Origin of the sequence: Kosakonia quasisacchari, assembly GCF_004331415.1 — a bacterium.
Classification (GTDB): Bacteria; Pseudomonadota; Gammaproteobacteria; order Enterobacterales; family Enterobacteriaceae; genus Kosakonia; species Kosakonia quasisacchari.
On sequence record NZ_SJOP01000014.1, the window covers coordinates 57,431 to 73,013 of the forward strand.

At 56.3% G+C, this 15,583-nt stretch carries 14 protein-coding genes; 12 read left to right on the forward strand and 2 right to left on the reverse strand.

All coding sequences use genetic code 11. The annotated features are described in order from the left end of the window. Positions 1-70: 70 nt before the first annotated feature. Genes nifU through nifM form a run of 6 tightly spaced genes read left to right on the forward strand, consistent with a single transcriptional unit; the run spans position 71 to position 4,758 of the window. A complete protein-coding gene (gene nifU / locus E0L21_RS15930) occupies positions 71-895 on the forward strand; it encodes a Fe-S cluster assembly protein NifU (RefSeq protein WP_131411165.1) in 825 nt (274 codons plus the stop codon). Positions 896-927: 32 nt separating this feature from the next. After that, the gene (gene nifS, locus E0L21_RS15935) at positions 928-2,121 is read left to right on the forward strand and encodes a cysteine desulfurase NifS (RefSeq protein WP_131411167.1); all 1,194 of its coding nucleotides are present in this window, start codon (positions 928-930) and stop codon (positions 2,119-2,121) included. A gap of 9 nt (positions 2,122-2,130) precedes the next feature. Next, positions 2,131-3,276, forward strand: a complete 1,146-nt coding sequence (gene nifV / locus E0L21_RS15940) for a homocitrate synthase (protein ID WP_131411169.1) — start codon at positions 2,131-2,133, stop codon at positions 3,274-3,276. Between the two features lie 2 nt (positions 3,277-3,278). Then, positions 3,279-3,536 carry a nitrogenase-stabilizing/protective protein NifW gene (locus E0L21_RS15945; protein WP_131411171.1) on the forward strand — a complete coding sequence of 86 codons (258 nt, stop codon included), beginning with the start codon at positions 3,279-3,281 and terminating at the stop codon, positions 3,534-3,536. Beyond that, positions 3,533-3,976, forward strand: coding sequence for a nitrogen fixation protein NifZ (locus E0L21_RS15950; RefSeq protein ID WP_131411173.1), 444 nt, complete (start codon positions 3,533-3,535; stop codon positions 3,974-3,976). The genes E0L21_RS15945 and E0L21_RS15950 overlap by 4 nt, the downstream gene beginning before the upstream one ends. Then, the gene (nifM, locus tag E0L21_RS15955) at positions 3,973-4,758 is read left to right on the forward strand and encodes a nitrogen fixation protein NifM (protein WP_131411175.1); all 786 of its coding nucleotides are present in this window, start codon (positions 3,973-3,975) and stop codon (positions 4,756-4,758) included. The genes E0L21_RS15950 and nifM overlap by 4 nt, the downstream gene beginning before the upstream one ends. 38 nt (positions 4,759-4,796) lie before the next feature. Here the strand turns inward: nifM and E0L21_RS15960 are convergent, their stop codons facing one another. Continuing rightward, a complete protein-coding gene (locus E0L21_RS15960) occupies positions 4,797-5,327 on the reverse strand; it encodes a flavodoxin (protein ID WP_131411177.1) in 531 nt (176 codons plus the stop codon). Between the two features lie 354 nt (positions 5,328-5,681). Between E0L21_RS15960 and nifL the strand changes: the two genes are divergently transcribed. The 6 genes from nifL to E0L21_RS15990 all read left to right on the forward strand — a co-directional run bounded on the left by nifL (position 5,682) and on the right by E0L21_RS15990 (position 14,060). Then, positions 5,682-7,169: a nitrogen fixation negative regulator NifL gene (gene nifL, locus E0L21_RS15965; RefSeq protein WP_131411179.1), complete on the forward strand. Its 1,488-nt coding sequence runs from the start codon at positions 5,682-5,684 to the stop codon at positions 7,167-7,169. After that, entirely contained in the window at positions 7,166-8,740 is a 1,575-nt protein-coding gene (gene nifA, locus E0L21_RS15970; protein ID WP_131411181.1) for a nif-specific transcriptional activator NifA, read from the forward strand. The genes nifL and nifA overlap by 4 nt, the downstream gene beginning before the upstream one ends. A 147-nt stretch (positions 8,741-8,887) precedes the next feature. Continuing rightward, a complete protein-coding gene (gene nifB / locus E0L21_RS15975) occupies positions 8,888-10,282 on the forward strand; it encodes a nitrogenase cofactor biosynthesis protein NifB (RefSeq protein WP_131411183.1) in 1,395 nt (464 codons plus the stop codon). Beyond that, the gene (locus E0L21_RS15980) at positions 10,282-10,791 is read left to right on the forward strand and encodes a nitrogen fixation protein NifQ (RefSeq protein ID WP_131411185.1); all 510 of its coding nucleotides are present in this window, start codon (positions 10,282-10,284) and stop codon (positions 10,789-10,791) included. Before nifB ends, E0L21_RS15980 begins: the two co-directional genes overlap by 1 nt. A 206-nt stretch (positions 10,792-10,997) precedes the next feature. Then, entirely contained in the window at positions 10,998-12,236 is a 1,239-nt protein-coding gene (locus tag E0L21_RS15985) for an EAL and HDOD domain-containing protein (protein ID WP_131411187.1), read from the forward strand. A gap of 258 nt (positions 12,237-12,494) precedes the next feature. Beyond that, positions 12,495-14,060, forward strand: a complete 1,566-nt coding sequence (locus tag E0L21_RS15990) for a methyl-accepting chemotaxis protein (RefSeq protein WP_131411189.1) — start codon at positions 12,495-12,497, stop codon at positions 14,058-14,060. Between the two features lie 47 nt (positions 14,061-14,107). On the opposite strand, the gene E0L21_RS15995 is transcribed toward E0L21_RS15990, so the two are convergent. Then, a complete protein-coding gene (locus E0L21_RS15995; RefSeq protein WP_131411275.1) occupies positions 14,108-15,523 on the reverse strand; it encodes an aldehyde dehydrogenase family protein in 1,416 nt (471 codons plus the stop codon). Between the last annotated feature and the right edge of the window lie 60 nt (positions 15,524-15,583).

Below are 15,583 nucleotides of genomic sequence, written 5' to 3' on the forward strand. Positions count from 1 at the left end.
AACCCGCCGTTGATTGAGGCGGTGAAATGCGCAACGGCGCTTTCCGTCATCTCTCCTGGGAGCCAGGCACATGTGGAATTACTCCGAGAAAGTGAAAGATCATTTTTTTAATCCCCGTAACGCGCGGGTGGTAGATAACGCCAACGCCGTGGGCGATGTGGGATCGTTGAGCTGTGGCGATGCGCTGCGGCTGATGCTACGAGTAGACCCGCAAAGTGAAACCATTCTCGAAGCCGGGTTTCAGACGTTTGGCTGCGGCAGCGCGATTGCCTCCTCTTCCGCCCTCACCGAGCTGATTATTGGCCGCACGCTGGCGCAGGCCGAGCAAGTGACCAACCAGCAGATTGCGGATTACCTCGATGGCCTGCCGCCGCAAAAAATGCACTGCTCGGTGATGGGTCAGGAGGCGCTGCGGGCGGCAATCGCCCATTACCGTGGCGAAACGCTGGAAGATGATCACGAAGAAGGCGCACTGATTTGCAAATGCTTCGGCGTCGATGAAGGGCAAATTCGCCGGGCGGTACTGAGCAATGGCCTGACCACCCTTGAAGAGGTGATCAACTACACCAAAGCGGGCGGCGGCTGTACCGCGTGCCATGAAAAAATTGAACTGGCGCTGGCCGATATTCTCGCGCAGCACCCGCAGGCCGCTATTCCCGTCGCCACAGAGAAAGATCCGCACTGGCAGGAAGTGGTCGATGCGATCACCGAATTACGCCCGCATATCCAGGCCGATGGTGGCGATATGTCGCTCCTGAGCGTCGCCAATCACACCGTGACCGTCAGCCTTTCCGGGAGTTGCAGCGGCTGCATGATGACCGACATGACGCTGGCCTGGCTGCAGCAAAAACTGATGGAGCGTACCGGCTGTTATATGACCGTTGTGGCCGCCTGAGCCACCACATTTCAACCGTTGGGGGAGAAACTATGAAACAGGTCTATCTGGACAATAACGCCACCACCCGTATCGACCCGATGGTGCTGGAAGCGATGATGCCATTCTTAACCGAACATTACGGTAACCCGTCGTCGATTCACGACTTTGGCACCCCCTCCCGCGCCGCGCTTGAACGCGCACACCAGCAAGTCGCCGCGCTGCTGGGCGCCGATCACAGCAGCGAAATCATCTTCACCTCCTGTGCAACCGAAGCCACCAGCACCGCGCTGCACGCCTGCGTTGAGTTGATGCCAGAGCGCCGGGAGATTATTATCACCGCCGTTGAACACCCAGCCACCCTCGCCGTGTGTGAACATCTGGAACGTCAGGGTTACCTTATCCATCGCATTGGCGTCAATACTAGCGGCGCGCTGGATATGGAACAGTATCGTCGCGCACTGAGCACACGTGTGGCGGCGGTGAGCGTGATGTGGGCGAATAACGAAACCGGCGTACTGTTTCCGGTTATTGAGATGGCCGCCATGGCGCAGGAATATGGCGCACTGTTTCACTGCGACGCGGTACAAGTGGTTGGCAAAATTCCACTGGATATCGCTCGCACGCAGATCGATATGCTCTCCTGCTCGGCGCATAAACTGCACGGCCCGAAGGGTGTTGGCTGCCTCTATTTGCGTCGTGGCACGCGCTTTCGTCCTCTGTTGCGCGGTGGGCATCAGGAGCGTGGTCGCCGCGCCGGTACTGAGAATATCGCCGGGATTGTTGGCATGGGCGCAGCGTGTGAACTGGCGCAGATACACCTGCCAGGTAGCGTAGGCATCGCCAGCCTGCGCGATCGCCTGCAAAACGAACTGGTGAAACAGGTGCCGTCAGTGATGGTGATGGGCGGCGATCAACCTCGCGTCCCTGGCACGGCGAACCTGGCGTTTGAATTTATCGAAGGGGAAGCCATTTTACTGCTCCTCAACCAGGCGGGGATCGCCGCCTCCAGCGGCAGCGCCTGCACCTCCGGCTCGCTGGAACCGTCGCATGTGATGCGGGCAATGAACATTCCCTACACGGCAGCGCATGGCAGTATCCGTTTTTCACTCTCGCGCTACACGCGGGAAAAAGAGATCGACTATGTAATAGAGACGCTGCCAGGCATTATTGCGCGTCTGCGCGCACTTTCCCCGTACTGGCAGGAAGGCCCGATACCCGCCACATTTACGCCGGTTTACGGCTAAGGCGGCAACATGCCCAGCGTACTGATCAATGACACCACGCTGCGCGACGGCGAACAGAGCCCCGGCGTTGCCTTTTGCGCTAGCGAGAAAATCGCCATTGCCGAAGCGCTGTTTGCCGCCGGCGTGACTGCGCTGGAAGTCGGCACGCCAGCGATGGGGCGCGAAGAACGCCAACGGATGCGCCAGGTGCGCCAGCAACTGCCTGACGCCACGCTAATGGCCTGGTGTCGCATGAACACCGACGAAATCGCCCAGAGCGCCGATCTCGGCATGGACTGGGTGGATATCTCGCTGCCCGCCTCTGATAAGCTGCGGCAGTACAAATTGCGCGAACCGCTGCCGGTCGTGCTGGATAAGCTGGCCACACTGATCGCACAGGCGCGACACCAGGGGTTACAGGTCTGTATTGGTTGCGAAGACGCTTCACGCGCCAGCGATCACACATTAGCGGACATTGCGCAAGTCGCCATCAGCGCAGGTGCACAGCGGTTGCGTTTTGCCGATACCCTTGGCCTGCTCGACCCGTTAACCACCACACAGCGCATCAGCGCCCTGCGTCAATGCTGGTCCGGTGAAATTGAAATGCACGCCCATAACGATCTCGGAATGGCGACCGCCAATACGCTGGCAGCGGTACGCGCCGGGGCAACCAGTGTGAATACTACCGTGCTGGGTCTTGGCGAACGCGCCGGAAACGCCGCGCTGGAAACCGTCGCACTCGGTCTGAGCCGCTGTCTGGGGCTGGATAGCGGTGTGGATTTCACGCAATTACCGTTGCTCTGCCAGCAGGTCGCCGATGCCGCCCGGCGCCCCATTGACCCACAACAACCGCTGGTTGGCGCGCAGGTATTCACCCACGAATCCGGCGTACATGTCGCCGCCCTGCTGCGCGATCGCGAAAGCTACCAGGCCATCGACCCGGCGCTGATGGGGCGTGAGTACCGGCTGGTGCTCGGTAAACACTCTGGTCGTCAGGCCGTGGAAGGCGTGTTTACCCGGCTGGGCTATCACCTTAACGCCCTGCAAATCGACCTGCTGCTGCCCGCCATTCGCCGCGTGGCTGAGAGCAGCAAACGCACCCCGCATGACGATGAACTGATCGCGCTTTACACCACATTGTGTGGCACAAGCGCCCCACACCTGGCGAGAGGCTAAAGATGGAATGGTTTTATCAGATTCCCGGCGTGGATGAACTCGACAGCGCCGAATCCTTTTTTACCTTTTTCTCCGTTCCTTATGAACCGCTAACGCTGCGCCGTTGCTGCCTGCCGGTGCTGCGCGAATTTCATCAGCGCCTGCGCGACAATGTACCGCTGCGTAATCTGCTCGAGGTCACTCCCCCCGAGCCCTGGCTACTGGCGCGCAAACTGCTGGCGGAAAGCTACGAGCACTGTACAACGGAGCACACATCATGAAGCGAAAGTATGCGTTCGGTGAGGAAGTCCGCGTTAGCCGCGCTATCCGCAACGATGGCACCATGCCGGGTTACCGGCGCGGTGATTTGCTGGTGCGCCGGGGTAGCACGGGTTTTGTTCGTGAACAGGGCACTTTCCTGATGGATAAAGTTATCTATCAAATCCATTTTCCCGACTGCGGCTTGATTGTTGGCTGCCGTGAACAAGAATTGCTCCCACTTTCCGAACCCTGGCACGCCGGGCAGTTCCAGTACGGCGATACCGTCGCCTGCCGCCACGCGCTGGCCATCGGCGACAACATTGTCGTGGCCGCCGGAGAACAGGGTCATATCACCGCCACGGGCCAGGGAGAGGATGCCGATAGTTACACCGTCACCTTTTCCGGGCGCTGGTTTCAGGTTCCCGCCAGCGCCATGATCTTGCTGGAGACGCCACTATGATGCCGTGGGAGCGTTTCGCCCGCCGACGGCTGGCGCTGACCCGCTGGCACTGCGAGCCGGAAAACATCCCGGCGGCACACCAACAAGCATTTGACCGTGCCTGGGCGCGCCAGCGCCAGCTCGAACAGGCGGTCGTTAATATGACACGCGACGAAATCATTACTGACGATGCACGTAATGCCGTGGCGGCATCACTGGCACCGCAGCTCAATGAAAGCCCTTTTTCCCCAGCCGAGCGCCAGGCGGTGATTGCGCATCATGTGCACCTGGAAACGCAGTTTGCTGAAATAGCAAGCACAGCCCCCGTCCCGGACGAAGAGAGCGTGCTGCGTTGGTATCAGCAACATCGGGCGCAATTTATGCGCCCGGAACAACGCTTAACCTCGCACTTGCTGCTTACCGTAGAGCAAAATGATGCCGAGGTACGAAAGCAGATAACCCCTATTTATCAGCAAATCAGTAACAACCGCTCTGCCTTTGCCCGGCTGGCAAGACACCACTCGCACTGCCCCAGCGCGCTGGAAGGTGGGCGTCTGGGCTGGGTAAGTCGCGGTCTGCTCTTTCCGGAACTGGAAAAGGTGCTGTTTACGCTACAAACAGATGAGATTAGCCAGCCTGTCGAAACGGCACTCGGCTGGCATTTGCTGTGGTGTGAACAGATTCGCCAACCCGCACCGATGGCCCAGGAGGAAGCGCTGGCGAAAGCGCGGGAGTATTTGTACCGCCAGTCCCAGCAGCAGTGGCAACGTCAGTGGCTGGCATCCTTATTACAGGCGCACTGAAAAGCCCGGCGATGGTTGTCAACCGGGCTTTTCAGGCATTAGAGGATCAGCGGTTTGAGCGTGCCCAGCCACGCCTCAATGCGTTCATCACTCAGGTCGTACTGGTTATCTTGATCCAGTACCAGACCAATAAAGTTATCCGCCTCAAGCGCGGACGACGAACCAAATGTGTATCCCTCATTCGGCCAGTGACCAACCATCTGCGCACCGCAGCTTTTCAGCGTGTCGTACAGCGGGCGCAGGCCGCTGGCGAAATTATCCGGGTAACCCACCTGATCGCCCAGACCAAACAACGCCACCGTTTTACCACTCAAGCTATCGCTTTGCAGTTGGGTGACAAATTCACTCCAGGATTCATCCTCGCACCCCGCCGCAAGCCCCGGCAACTGCCCGTCTCCAAGCGTCGGGGTGCCTAATATCAGCACCGGATAAGAGAGAAAGGTTTCAAGATCGGTCCGGTTGATATTGACCGGCGCATCCGCCAGTTCACCCAGTTTTTTATGGATCTGTTTGGCAATTTTGCGGGTCTTGCCGGTGTCGGTGCCGAAAAAAATTCCAATATTTGCCATAACACGCGCTCCTGTTGAAAAAGAAATTCCGCCGAGAAAATGCGGTGAACGCGTTAGATATTGCGAAGAGCGTGCCAGTTTTCGTTACGAGCAACCCCTGCACCAGAATGGTTATTTGTGCACCAGTCTGGCGCTTTTTTTGGCAGCGCATCTTCTCGCAGATGCCCACCAGACGGGCCTTTAGCGCTTATACCGCGCTGAATACCGATCTGGATCAAGGTTTTGTCGGGTTATCAGCCAAAAGGTTCACTCTTTGCATGGTTATACGGGCCTGACATGTTGTCCGGGCGAAAGTCGCCAGGTGGCACAAATTGTCAGAACTACGACACGATTAACTGACCGCAGGAGTGTGCGATGACCCTGAATATGATGATGGATGCCAGCGCCCCCGAGGCAATTGCCGGTGCGCTCTCGCAACAACACCCTGGGCTGTTTTTTACCATCGTTGAGGAAGCCCCCGTCGCCATTTCACTGACCGATGCCGAAGCCCGCATTGTCTATGCCAACCCGGCGTTTTGCCGCCAGACCGGCTATGAACTTGAAGCGTTGTTGCAGCAAAATCCCCGCCTGCTTGCCAGTAAGCAAACACCACGGGAAATCTACCAGGATATGTGGCACACCCTGTTGCAACGCCGCCCCTGGCGCGGGCAATTGATCAACCGTCACCGTGACGGCAGCCTGTATCTGGTCGAGATCGATATCACCCCGGTGATTAACCCGTTTGGCGAACTGGAACACTACCTGGCAATGCAGCGCGATATCAGCACCAGTTATGCGCTGGAGCAGCGATTGCGTAATCACATGACGCTGACCGAAGCGGTGCTGAATAACATTCCGGCGGCGGTGGTCGTAGTGGATGAACGCGACCATGTGATCATGGATAACCTCGCCTACAAAACGTTCTGTGCCGACTGCGGCGGAAAAGAGCTCCTGAACGAACTCAATTTTTCAGCCCGTAAAGCGGAGCTGGCAAACGGCCAGGTATTACCGGTAGTGCTGCGCGGCGCGGTGCGCTGGTTGTCAGTCACCTGCTGGGCGCTGCCTGGCGTCAGCGAAGAAGCCGGTCGCTACTTTATCGATAATACGTTGACGCGCACGCTGGTGGTCATCACCGACGACACTCAACAGCGCCAGCAGCAGGAGCAAGGACGGCTTGACCGCCTTAAACAGCAGATGACCAGCGGCAAACTGCTGGCTGCGATCCGCGAAGCGCTCGACGCCGCGCTGATCCAGCTTAACTGCCCTATCAATATGCTGGCGGCAGCGCGGCGTTTAAATGGCAGTGATAACAGCAATGTGGCACTGGATGCCGCGTGGCGTGAAGGCGAAGAAGCGATGGCGCGGCTGAAACGTTGCCGCCCGTCGCTGGAGCTTGAAAATGCGGCAGTCTGGCCGCTGCAACCCTTTTTTGACGATCTGCGCGCGCTTTACCACACCCGCTACGAACAGGGTAAAAATTTGCAGGTCACGCTGGATTCTCATCATCTGGTGGGGTTTGGTCAACGCACCCAGTTGTTGGCCTGCCTGAGTCTGTGGCTCGATCGCACGCTGGATATTGCCGCCGGGCTGCGTGATTTCACCGCACAAACGCAGATTTACGCCCGCGAAGAAGAGGGCTGGCTCTCGTTGTATATCACTGACAATGTGCCGCTGATTCCGGTGCGCCATACCCACTCGCCGGATGCGCTTAACGCGCCGGGAAAAGGGATGGAGCTGCGCCTGATTCAGACGCTGGTGGCACACCACCATGGCGCGATAGAACTGACGTCACGCCCCGAAGGGGGAAGCTGCCTGACCCTGCGATTCCCGCTATTTCACTCACTGACCGGAGGCTCAAAATGACCCAGCAAACCGAGTCGGGTAATACCGTCTGGCGCTTCGATTTATCCCAGCAATTCACCGCGATGCAGCGGATAAGCGTGGTACTCAGCCGGGCCACCGAGGTCGATCAGACGCTCCAGCAAGTGCTGTGCGTATTGCACAATGACGCCTTTTTGCAGCACGGAATGATCTGTCTGTACGACAGCCAGCAGGCGATTTTGAATATTGAAGCGTTGCAGGAAGCCGATCAGCAGTTGATCCCCGGCAGTTCGCAAATCCGCTACCGTCCGGGCGAAGGGCTAGTCGGTACGGTGCTTTCACAAGGGCAATCTTTAGTGCTGGCGCGTGTTGCTGACGATCAGCGCTTTCTTGACCGCCTCGGGCTGTATGATTACAACCTGCCGTTTATCGCCGTGCCGCTGATCGGGCCGGATGCGCAGACGTTTGGTGTGCTGACGGCGCAACCCATGGCACGTTACGAAGAGCGGTTACCCGCCTGCACCCGCTTTCTGGAAACAGTCGCCAACCTGGTGGCGCAAACCGTGCGTTTGATGGCACCACCGGCAGCGCGCCCTTCCCCGCGCACAGCTATCACGCAGCCCGCCAGCCCGAAATCTTGCAGCGCTTCACGCACATTCGGCTTTGAAAACATGGTCGGTAACAGCCCGGCGATGCGCCAGACCATGGAGATTATTCGCCAGGTTTCTCGCTGGGACACCACCGTTCTGGTGCGCGGCGAGAGCGGCACCGGCAAGGAACTGATTGCCAACGCCATCCACCACAATTCGCCGCGCGCCAGTGCGCCATTTGTGAAATTCAACTGTGCGGCGCTGCCGGACACACTGCTGGAAAGCGAATTGTTTGGTCACGAAAAAGGGGCCTTTACCGGCGCGGTGCGCCAGCGTAAAGGCCGTTTTGAGCTGGCCGACGGTGGCACGCTGTTTCTTGACGAGATTGGGGAAAGTAGCGCCTCCTTTCAGGCGAAGCTGCTGCGCATTTTGCAGGAAGGCGAAATGGAACGTGTCGGCGGCGATGAAACATTGCAAGTGAATGTGCGCATTATTGCCGCGACTAACCGCAATCTTGAAGATGAAGTCCGTCTGGGGCACTTTCGCGAAGATCTTTATTACCGCCTGAATGTGATGCCCATCGCTCTGCCCCCGCTGCGTGAACGCCAGGAGGACATTGGCGAGCTGGCGCATTTTCTGGTGCGTAAAATCGCCCGGAACCAGAATCGTACGCTGCGCATTAGCGAGGGGGCTATCCGCTTGCTGATGAGCTACAGCTGGCCCGGTAATGTGCGTGAACTGGAAAACTGCCTTGAGCGCTCTGCGGTGATGTCGGAGAACGGTCTGATCGATCGGGACGTGATTTTGTTTAACCATCGCGATAATCCAACCAAACCGCCAGTTATCAACGTCACGCACGAAGATAACTGGCTCGATAACAACCTTGATGAGCGTCAGCGGCTGATTGCGGCGCTGGAAAAAGCGGGATGGGTACAAGCCAAAGCGGCGCGATTGCTGGGGATGACGCCACGCCAGGTCGCCTATCGCATTCAGACGATGGATATTACCCTGCCAAGGCTGTAAACAGCGGTTGTGGCATTCGGCACATTGTCAGCCAAATGCCACAAAACCGACAACACCACAAAATAAATAGTCATATTTTTTAATAGGTTATAATCGGAACGGGATTTGCACCACCGAAGGATAATTCCGTAAACGGAGGTACCTTCTATGATGTCCTGCTCATCCGCCGCTGGCGGTTCCCGCGGCCAGGCAACGCCGGCTGAACCGCTTTCTGATGCCGTTGCCGGTAAAGTGGCGCTGCACCCCTGCTACTCAAAAAGCGGTCATCACCGCTTTGCGCGAATGCATTTACCGGTGGCGCCTGCCTGTAACCTGCAATGTAACTACTGCAATCGCAAATTCGATTGCAGTAACGAATCCCGGCCTGGCGTTTCATCGTCACTCTTAACCCCCGAACAGGCGGTCGCGAAAGTACGGCAAGTTGCGACGGCTATTCCGCAACTCTCCGTCGTTGGTATTGCAGGGCCTGGCGACCCACTGGCGAATATCGGACGGACATTTACCACGCTGGAACTGGTGCGTGAACAGCTCCCGGATATGAAATTGTGCCTCTCAACCAACGGATTGATGCTGCCAGACGCCGTTGAACGGCTGGTCAATATCGGCGTCGATCACGTTACGGTGACCATCAATACGCTCGACCCGGAGATCGCCGCGCGGATCTACGCCTGGCTGTGGCTGGAGGGCGAACGTTATAGCGGGCGCGAAGCGGGTGAAATATTGATAGCCCGTCAACTGGAGGGCGTTCGTCGCCTGACGGCGCAAGGCGTGCTGGTGAAAATCAACTCGGTACTGATCCCCGGTATTAACGACTTCGCGCTGGCCGATGTCAGCCGCGAACTGCGCGGGGCTGGCGCGTTTATTCACAACATTATGCCGCTGATAGCCCGCCCGGAGCACGGCACGGTTTTTGGGCTTAACGGCCAGGCGGAACCCGATGCAGAGATGGTAGCGCGCGTGCGCGAAACCTGTGGTGAAGTGATGCCACAAATGACGCACTGCCAGCAGTGCCGCGCTGATGCCATCGGCATGCTCGGCGAAGATCGCAGCCAGCAGTTTGCACTGGCACCCGTAGAATCGGCCCCGCAGCCGTGGCTACCGACCCTGTTTCGCCGCGCGCAGCTTCACGCCAGCATCGTCACCAAAGGCGAATCCGAGGACACGGAGGCCTGTCTGGTAGCGGTAGCCTCGACGCATGGCGAGCTGATCGACTGCCATTTTGGCCATGCGGACCGCTTTCGTATTTACAGTTTATCGGCTGCGGGCGCCGTGTTGGTCAATGAACGTTTCACACCGAAATATTGCAAGGGTTCAGATAACTGTGAGCCGCAGGAAAGCGATGCGCGGATGGACGCCGTGCTCGACTTATTGGCCGATGTGAAAGCCGTCTTCTGCGCCCGAATCGGCTACGAGCCCTGGCAAAAACTGCAATCGCGTGGCATTCAGCCCTGCGTTGATGACGCCTGGCAACCCATCGCTTCTTCGCTGCTACGCTGGTGGCAAACTGCGCCAACAGAGGGGCAAAACAAGGGGGTAGCATAATGCGCGTTGATGACTGGCTACGGCGCTTGCTGTGGCTTTATCTGCACGGTGAAGGTTGCTATCCGGAAAGAATGGGTTTAAGCGTGAGCGACTGGGAAAACTTGCAGGCACGTTTCGCGCCCCCTGCGCCAGACATGCCTGCGGACTGCCGTTTGCGACAAAAACTCATGAGTGAACTCAACGCCACGCGTACCGCAGAGCGCGCCGAACTTGCCCTGTGGCTGGAGTGCCATATGTCGGCAGATGCCGCACCGATGCAGCACATTATTGCCAGTGCATCACTGGCTTTTAACCACCTGTGGCAGGATCTGGGGCTCAGCTCGCGTGCCGAGCTCAGAGAGCTAATGAGTGATTGCTTCGCCCCCCTTGTTGAGATGAACAGCAACAATATGCGCTGGAAAAAGTTTTTCTACCGCCAACGTTGTCTGCATAGCGAAGGCGAAGTGGTGTGCCGCTCGCCGAGTTGTGACGCTTGCTACGAACGCCCGCTCTGTTTTGAACCCTCCTAAGGAAAAAAGCCTGATACACCGGTCATCAGGCTTTAATACCGCGCCAAAGTCCCTGCTGCCTGGGCACTTCCCGCTTTGCTGGCCTACGCTTTAACAATAAAAGTCAAATATTTTGCCGCAGTCACACGGTTCCGGTAGCCAGGGTGTTAATGTTGCTTATATATTTGGAAAACTTATACAAAAGTACACGGTGTACGAGGTGGCGAATGTATTCTTTTGTGGCCAGACAGGCGATTTTTGATAACCAATTAAACACCGTCGGTTACGAACTTCTCTTTCGGAACAGCATGGATAACCGCTTCCCCGACATCTCTGCGGAACAGGCCACCACACAGTTAATCGAAGAGCAGTTTCTCAGTGCGCCGGTGGGCCGTAAGAGCGACAACAGTACTGTTTACGTCAATTTTCCCTACCAGTTGCTGGTTGAAGGCCTGGCAGAAACGCTGCCGATAAATCGCGTGGTGATTGAAATTCTGGAAAACGCCGAGCCGGATATTAAACTGCTGGAAACCGTCAAACGTATGCACACGCTGGGTTTTCGCATTGCGCTGGATGATTTCGCACCCGGAAACCAATGGGAAGCCTTTATGCCTTATGTCAATGTGATTAAATTTGACATAAGGAGAAGTCAGCACGAAGAAATTAGCGATTATATCCGCGCTAATCGGGACTTATTGCGCCATACGGTTTTTCTCGCCGAAAAAGTGGAAACCTATGAAGAATTTGAGTCTTTTAAAAAGTTAGGCTTTCATCTTTTTCAGGGTTATTTTTTCAGCAAGCCGGTGGTCACCAGAAGAAATAAACTGGCGCAGAATCGTGCGTTTGCCATGAAGCTGATGCAGGAAGTTAACGTCGAATCGCCCAATTTAAACAAAATAGAAGATTTGCTGAAACGCGATGTTTCACTCTCTTTTAAAATTATGCGTTATGCGCAAAACATTTTATATAACACGCGCGGCATTAGCGGTTTTCGCAATCAATCACTACGTGACATCGTTGTCTACCTTGGTATCAGCGAAATGCGGCGTTTTGTGCTGGTGGCGTGTCTGACCTCTTTCGAAGAAGTCACCAACACCGAAATCTATTACCTGAGCCTGATCCGCGCTAAGTTCTGCGAACTGGCGGCGGCGCGCACTTCGCCCAATAACATCTCTAATGACGCCTTTATGGCGGGCCTCTTTTCTCTGCTGGATGTGATCCTCGGTCTACCGCTCGATGAATTGATGGCGCAGATCGCCGTCTCGCCGGAAGTAGCCAAAGCGCTTGAGGCCAACAGCGGGGAACTCTACCCCTATGTGCGACTGGCGCGCCTGTATGAGCAGCGGATGTGGGACGAAGCCAGCGACGTAGCGCACGAAATTGGCTTACCCAACTCGGCGATTTCCGAGCTGATGAACCAGGCAGCAAAATGGGCTGATGAATTGCCGATTACTATTTCCCATTAATTTTTTCTGCGCACTGAACACCGTGCGCAGAAAATAAACTCCAGCACAAAGATACCATTTGAAACAATATTTCACTTAAGATAAGTATAATTCACCCACGTTTTTAACAACCGCCCTTCCCTTAATCTAAATTAAAAATCTGATGTGTGCTATTGCACAAAAATCATAACAATATGTGATTGAGATCAGATAAATAGATCAATTTTTCCTAAAATATTGCCGTTATTAATATTACCTTTCTTTACTTAGTTGTGGATTATGAAAAAAATAGCGCAGGCCACCGTATTAACCAAGCTGCTCATCGGCTTCTCCATCTTGATCGTGATGATGTTGTTGCTGGGCGTTGTTTCTATTTATCAACTTAACAACACCAATAAAAATATTGAACAGTTCCGCGAAAGCAGAACACCTGGCGTTCGCTATACCCTTGAAATGCGTGGCGTATTAGCCGAAATGCGCTTGCAACAAGTGCAGTATATTTCCTCGACCACGCCTGCGTCGCTGGATCAACACCGCGGCGAATTGCTGCAAAACCAGGCAACCTTTCTTAACGCCCAGCAGCAGTACGCAAAAATCTCTGCCAATGAGCCACCAGAGATGCGCGCCCTGTTCACTACCGTGGTGGATAACTTTAAAAACTTTGTTGATGTTAACGCCAAAGTGATCGATGCCATGAATCGCGGCGATGCCGCAGAAGCAGCCAAAATCAGCGGCGCGGTATCCGCGAAATATCGTACCCAGTTGATGAAAGATCTGGCGACGCTGGTGGATATGGAAGTCGCGATTGGTGATAAAGCCGGGGAAGATTCTCAGGCAGGTTATCACCAGGCGCTCTATCTGTTGAGCGGCTTACTGCTGCTGGCGCTGATTGCCACCGGTATTATTGCGCTGTTTATCTCCCGTAATCTGTCGCGCCAGCTTGGCGGCGAACCGGCCTATGCGATGTCGATTATGAAGGCGGTTGCTGACGGTAAACTGGGCACACAAGTCGCGCTGCGCGAGGGCGACAGCGAAAGCCTGCTGGCAACCATCCATTTAATGAACAGTAAACTGGCAGAAATCATCACCGGTATTATTGACGGCAGCGAATCGATTTCCCACGCCGCAGGCGAAATCGCCGAAGGCAACAACGATTTGTCGCAGCGTACCGAAGAACAAGCAGCATCGCTGGTACAAACGTCGTCGAACATGCAGCAAATCACCGAAAACGTGAAGAGTAATGCGGAAAACGCCCGCAAAGCGAGCGATCTGGCGCGCCAGACGTCACAAACGGCGGTGAAAGGCGGTAAAGAGGTGCATGACATGCTGAAACGCATGCATGAAATCTCTGACAGTTCGCAGAAAATTGTCGACATTATTTCGGTGATTGAAGGCATCGCCTTCCAGACCAACATTCTGGCGCTGAACGCGGCAGTTGAAGCCGCGCGTGCTGGTGAACAGGGCAAAGGTTTCGCCGTGGTGGCCGGTGAAGTGCGCAACCTGGCGCAAAAAAGTGCCGATGCTGCGAAAGAGATCAAGCAGTTGATTGAAGGCACCGTAGAGAAGATCACGGACGGTTCCCGCTACGCCGATACCGCCAGCCGCGCGATGGAAGAGATTGTGACCTCGGTAAACAAAGTAACGGATATTGTTGCTGAGATCTCTGCCGCTTCTACCGAGCAACATCAGGGGATCAAAGAGATTAGCGTTGCTATCGATCAGATGGACCAGGTGACCCAGCAGAACGCCACGCTGGTAGAACAAGCGGCGGTTGCCGCACAGTCGATGACCGAACAGAGCGAAATGCTGCGCGACTCCGTGCGCTTCTTCCAACTGGCGCGTTAATCGCACCCCGTGCCACCCGGCATTATTGGGTGGCACGGCATTTCCTGCTACATGACGATGCTTTTCGGTTCCATAAACGCCGCCAATCCCCAACGCCCCATTTCCCGCCCGATACCTGAATGTTTAAACCCGCCAAATGGCGCGGCAGCCTCATGCGCCAGCGTATTCACTAACACCCGTCCGGCGGTGATTTGCCCGGCAACGCGGTGCGCGCGTGCGGGATCGCGCCCCAGCACCAGCGCGCTCAAGCCATAATCGGTGTCGTTGGCGATAGCGATCGCCTCGGCTTCATCCTGATAGGCGATCACCGATAACACCGGGCCAAATATTTCCTCCTGAGCGATGCGCATGGTGTTTTGCACATTGCTAAAAAGCGTTGGTCGCACCGACCAACCTCGCTCTTCACCTGCTGCGCGCCCTTCTCCGCCCGCTAACAGACGCGCCCCTTCCTGCTGTCCAAGGCGAATGTAAGATTGCACGCGCTGCCACTGTTTTTCACTGACCATCGGGCCCACTTCCGTTGCTGGATCGCGCGGATCGCCCGATTTCACCGCCGTTACCGCTTGCGCTAGTGCGGCTTCGCACTCGGCTTTGCGTGACACCGGCACCAGAATGCGCGTGCCCGCGATACACGCCTGGCCGCTGTTCATAAACCCGGCCTGGATCGCCAGCGGCACCGCGTCGGCCAAATCAGCGTCCTCCAGGATTATGGTCGGCGACTTGCCGCCTAACTCCAGCGTCACGCGCTTAAACGTATCTGCCGCATTACGCAAAATGGCTTTGCCGGTGGCCGTCGAGCCGGTAAAAGAGATTTTCGCCACATCCGGATGACGGCTGAGCACCTTGCCAACCACCTCGCCGCGCCCGGTAACGATATTGAAAACGCCCGGTGGCAACTGCGCCTGGTGCAGCGCGTGAGTGACGATGTGGGTTTGCAACGCACTCATCTCGCTCGGTTTCACCACCGCTGTGCAGCCTGTGGCGAGCGCTGCCGCCAGTTTGCCGCAGATAAACCCGGCATTGCTGTTCCACGGCGTGATCAATCCGGCGACGCCGAGTGGTGTCATCACGACGCGCGCCTGACCTACCACGGATTCGAACTCAAACGCTTTCAGCGCGTTGATCGCCTCGTCGATAACCGATACCGGATAACGCGCCATCCAGTTGGCGCGCGATGCCGGTGCGCCGTACTCCTGCACAATCGCCTGCAACAACACGGGCTGGCAGGCCTCCAGCGCATCGCGCATACGCATTAGCGCGGCAATTCGCTCATCGCGACTGGTTTGCGACCAGGCCGGAAACGCCGCTTTCGCCGCAGCGATCGCCTTTAGCGCATCGGCTTCATTGGCGAGCCGTACCTGGCCTGTTACTTCCCCGGTTGCCGGGTTAAATAGGTCGAAACGCTCCGTACCCTGCGGCGTCACCCATTCGCCATTTATTGAGATCTGTTCAATCGCATGCATAACCACCTCCTCTTCACAGTAGAGCCAGTGTGGCACGCCTTTATCGCGCTGATAATCCAC

Bases quoted from the DNA above. Each gene is read 5' to 3' on its own strand.
- E0L21_RS15945 (WP_131411171.1), top strand. From the start codon at position 3,279: ATGGAATGGTTTTATCAGATTCCCGGCGTGGATGAACTCGACAGCGCC.
- nifS (WP_131411167.1), top strand. From the start codon at position 928: ATGAAACAGGTCTATCTGGACAATAACGCCACCACCCGTATCGACCCG.
- nifV (WP_131411169.1), top strand. From the start codon at position 2,131: ATGCCCAGCGTACTGATCAATGACACCACGCTGCGCGACGGCGAACAG.
- nifL (WP_131411179.1), top strand. From the start codon at position 5,682: ATGACCCTGAATATGATGATGGATGCCAGCGCCCCCGAGGCAATTGCC.
- nifA (WP_131411181.1), top strand. From the start codon at position 7,166: ATGACCCAGCAAACCGAGTCGGGTAATACCGTCTGGCGCTTCGATTTA.
- nifB (WP_131411183.1), top strand. From the start codon at position 8,888: ATGATGTCCTGCTCATCCGCCGCTGGCGGTTCCCGCGGCCAGGCAACG.
- E0L21_RS15950 (WP_131411173.1), top strand. From the start codon at position 3,533: ATGAAGCGAAAGTATGCGTTCGGTGAGGAAGTCCGCGTTAGCCGCGCT.
- E0L21_RS15980 (WP_131411185.1), top strand. From the start codon at position 10,282: ATGCGCGTTGATGACTGGCTACGGCGCTTGCTGTGGCTTTATCTGCAC.
- E0L21_RS15985 (WP_131411187.1), top strand. From the start codon at position 10,998: ATGTATTCTTTTGTGGCCAGACAGGCGATTTTTGATAACCAATTAAAC.
- E0L21_RS15990 (WP_131411189.1), top strand. From the start codon at position 12,495: ATGAAAAAAATAGCGCAGGCCACCGTATTAACCAAGCTGCTCATCGGC.
- E0L21_RS15995 (WP_131411275.1), bottom strand. From the start codon at position 15,523: ATGCATGCGATTGAACAGATCTCAATAAATGGCGAATGGGTGACGCCG.
- E0L21_RS15960 (WP_131411177.1), bottom strand. From the start codon at position 5,327: ATGGCAAATATTGGAATTTTTTTCGGCACCGACACCGGCAAGACCCGC.
- nifU (WP_131411165.1), top strand. From the start codon at position 71: ATGTGGAATTACTCCGAGAAAGTGAAAGATCATTTTTTTAATCCCCGT.
- nifM (WP_131411175.1), top strand. From the start codon at position 3,973: ATGATGCCGTGGGAGCGTTTCGCCCGCCGACGGCTGGCGCTGACCCGC.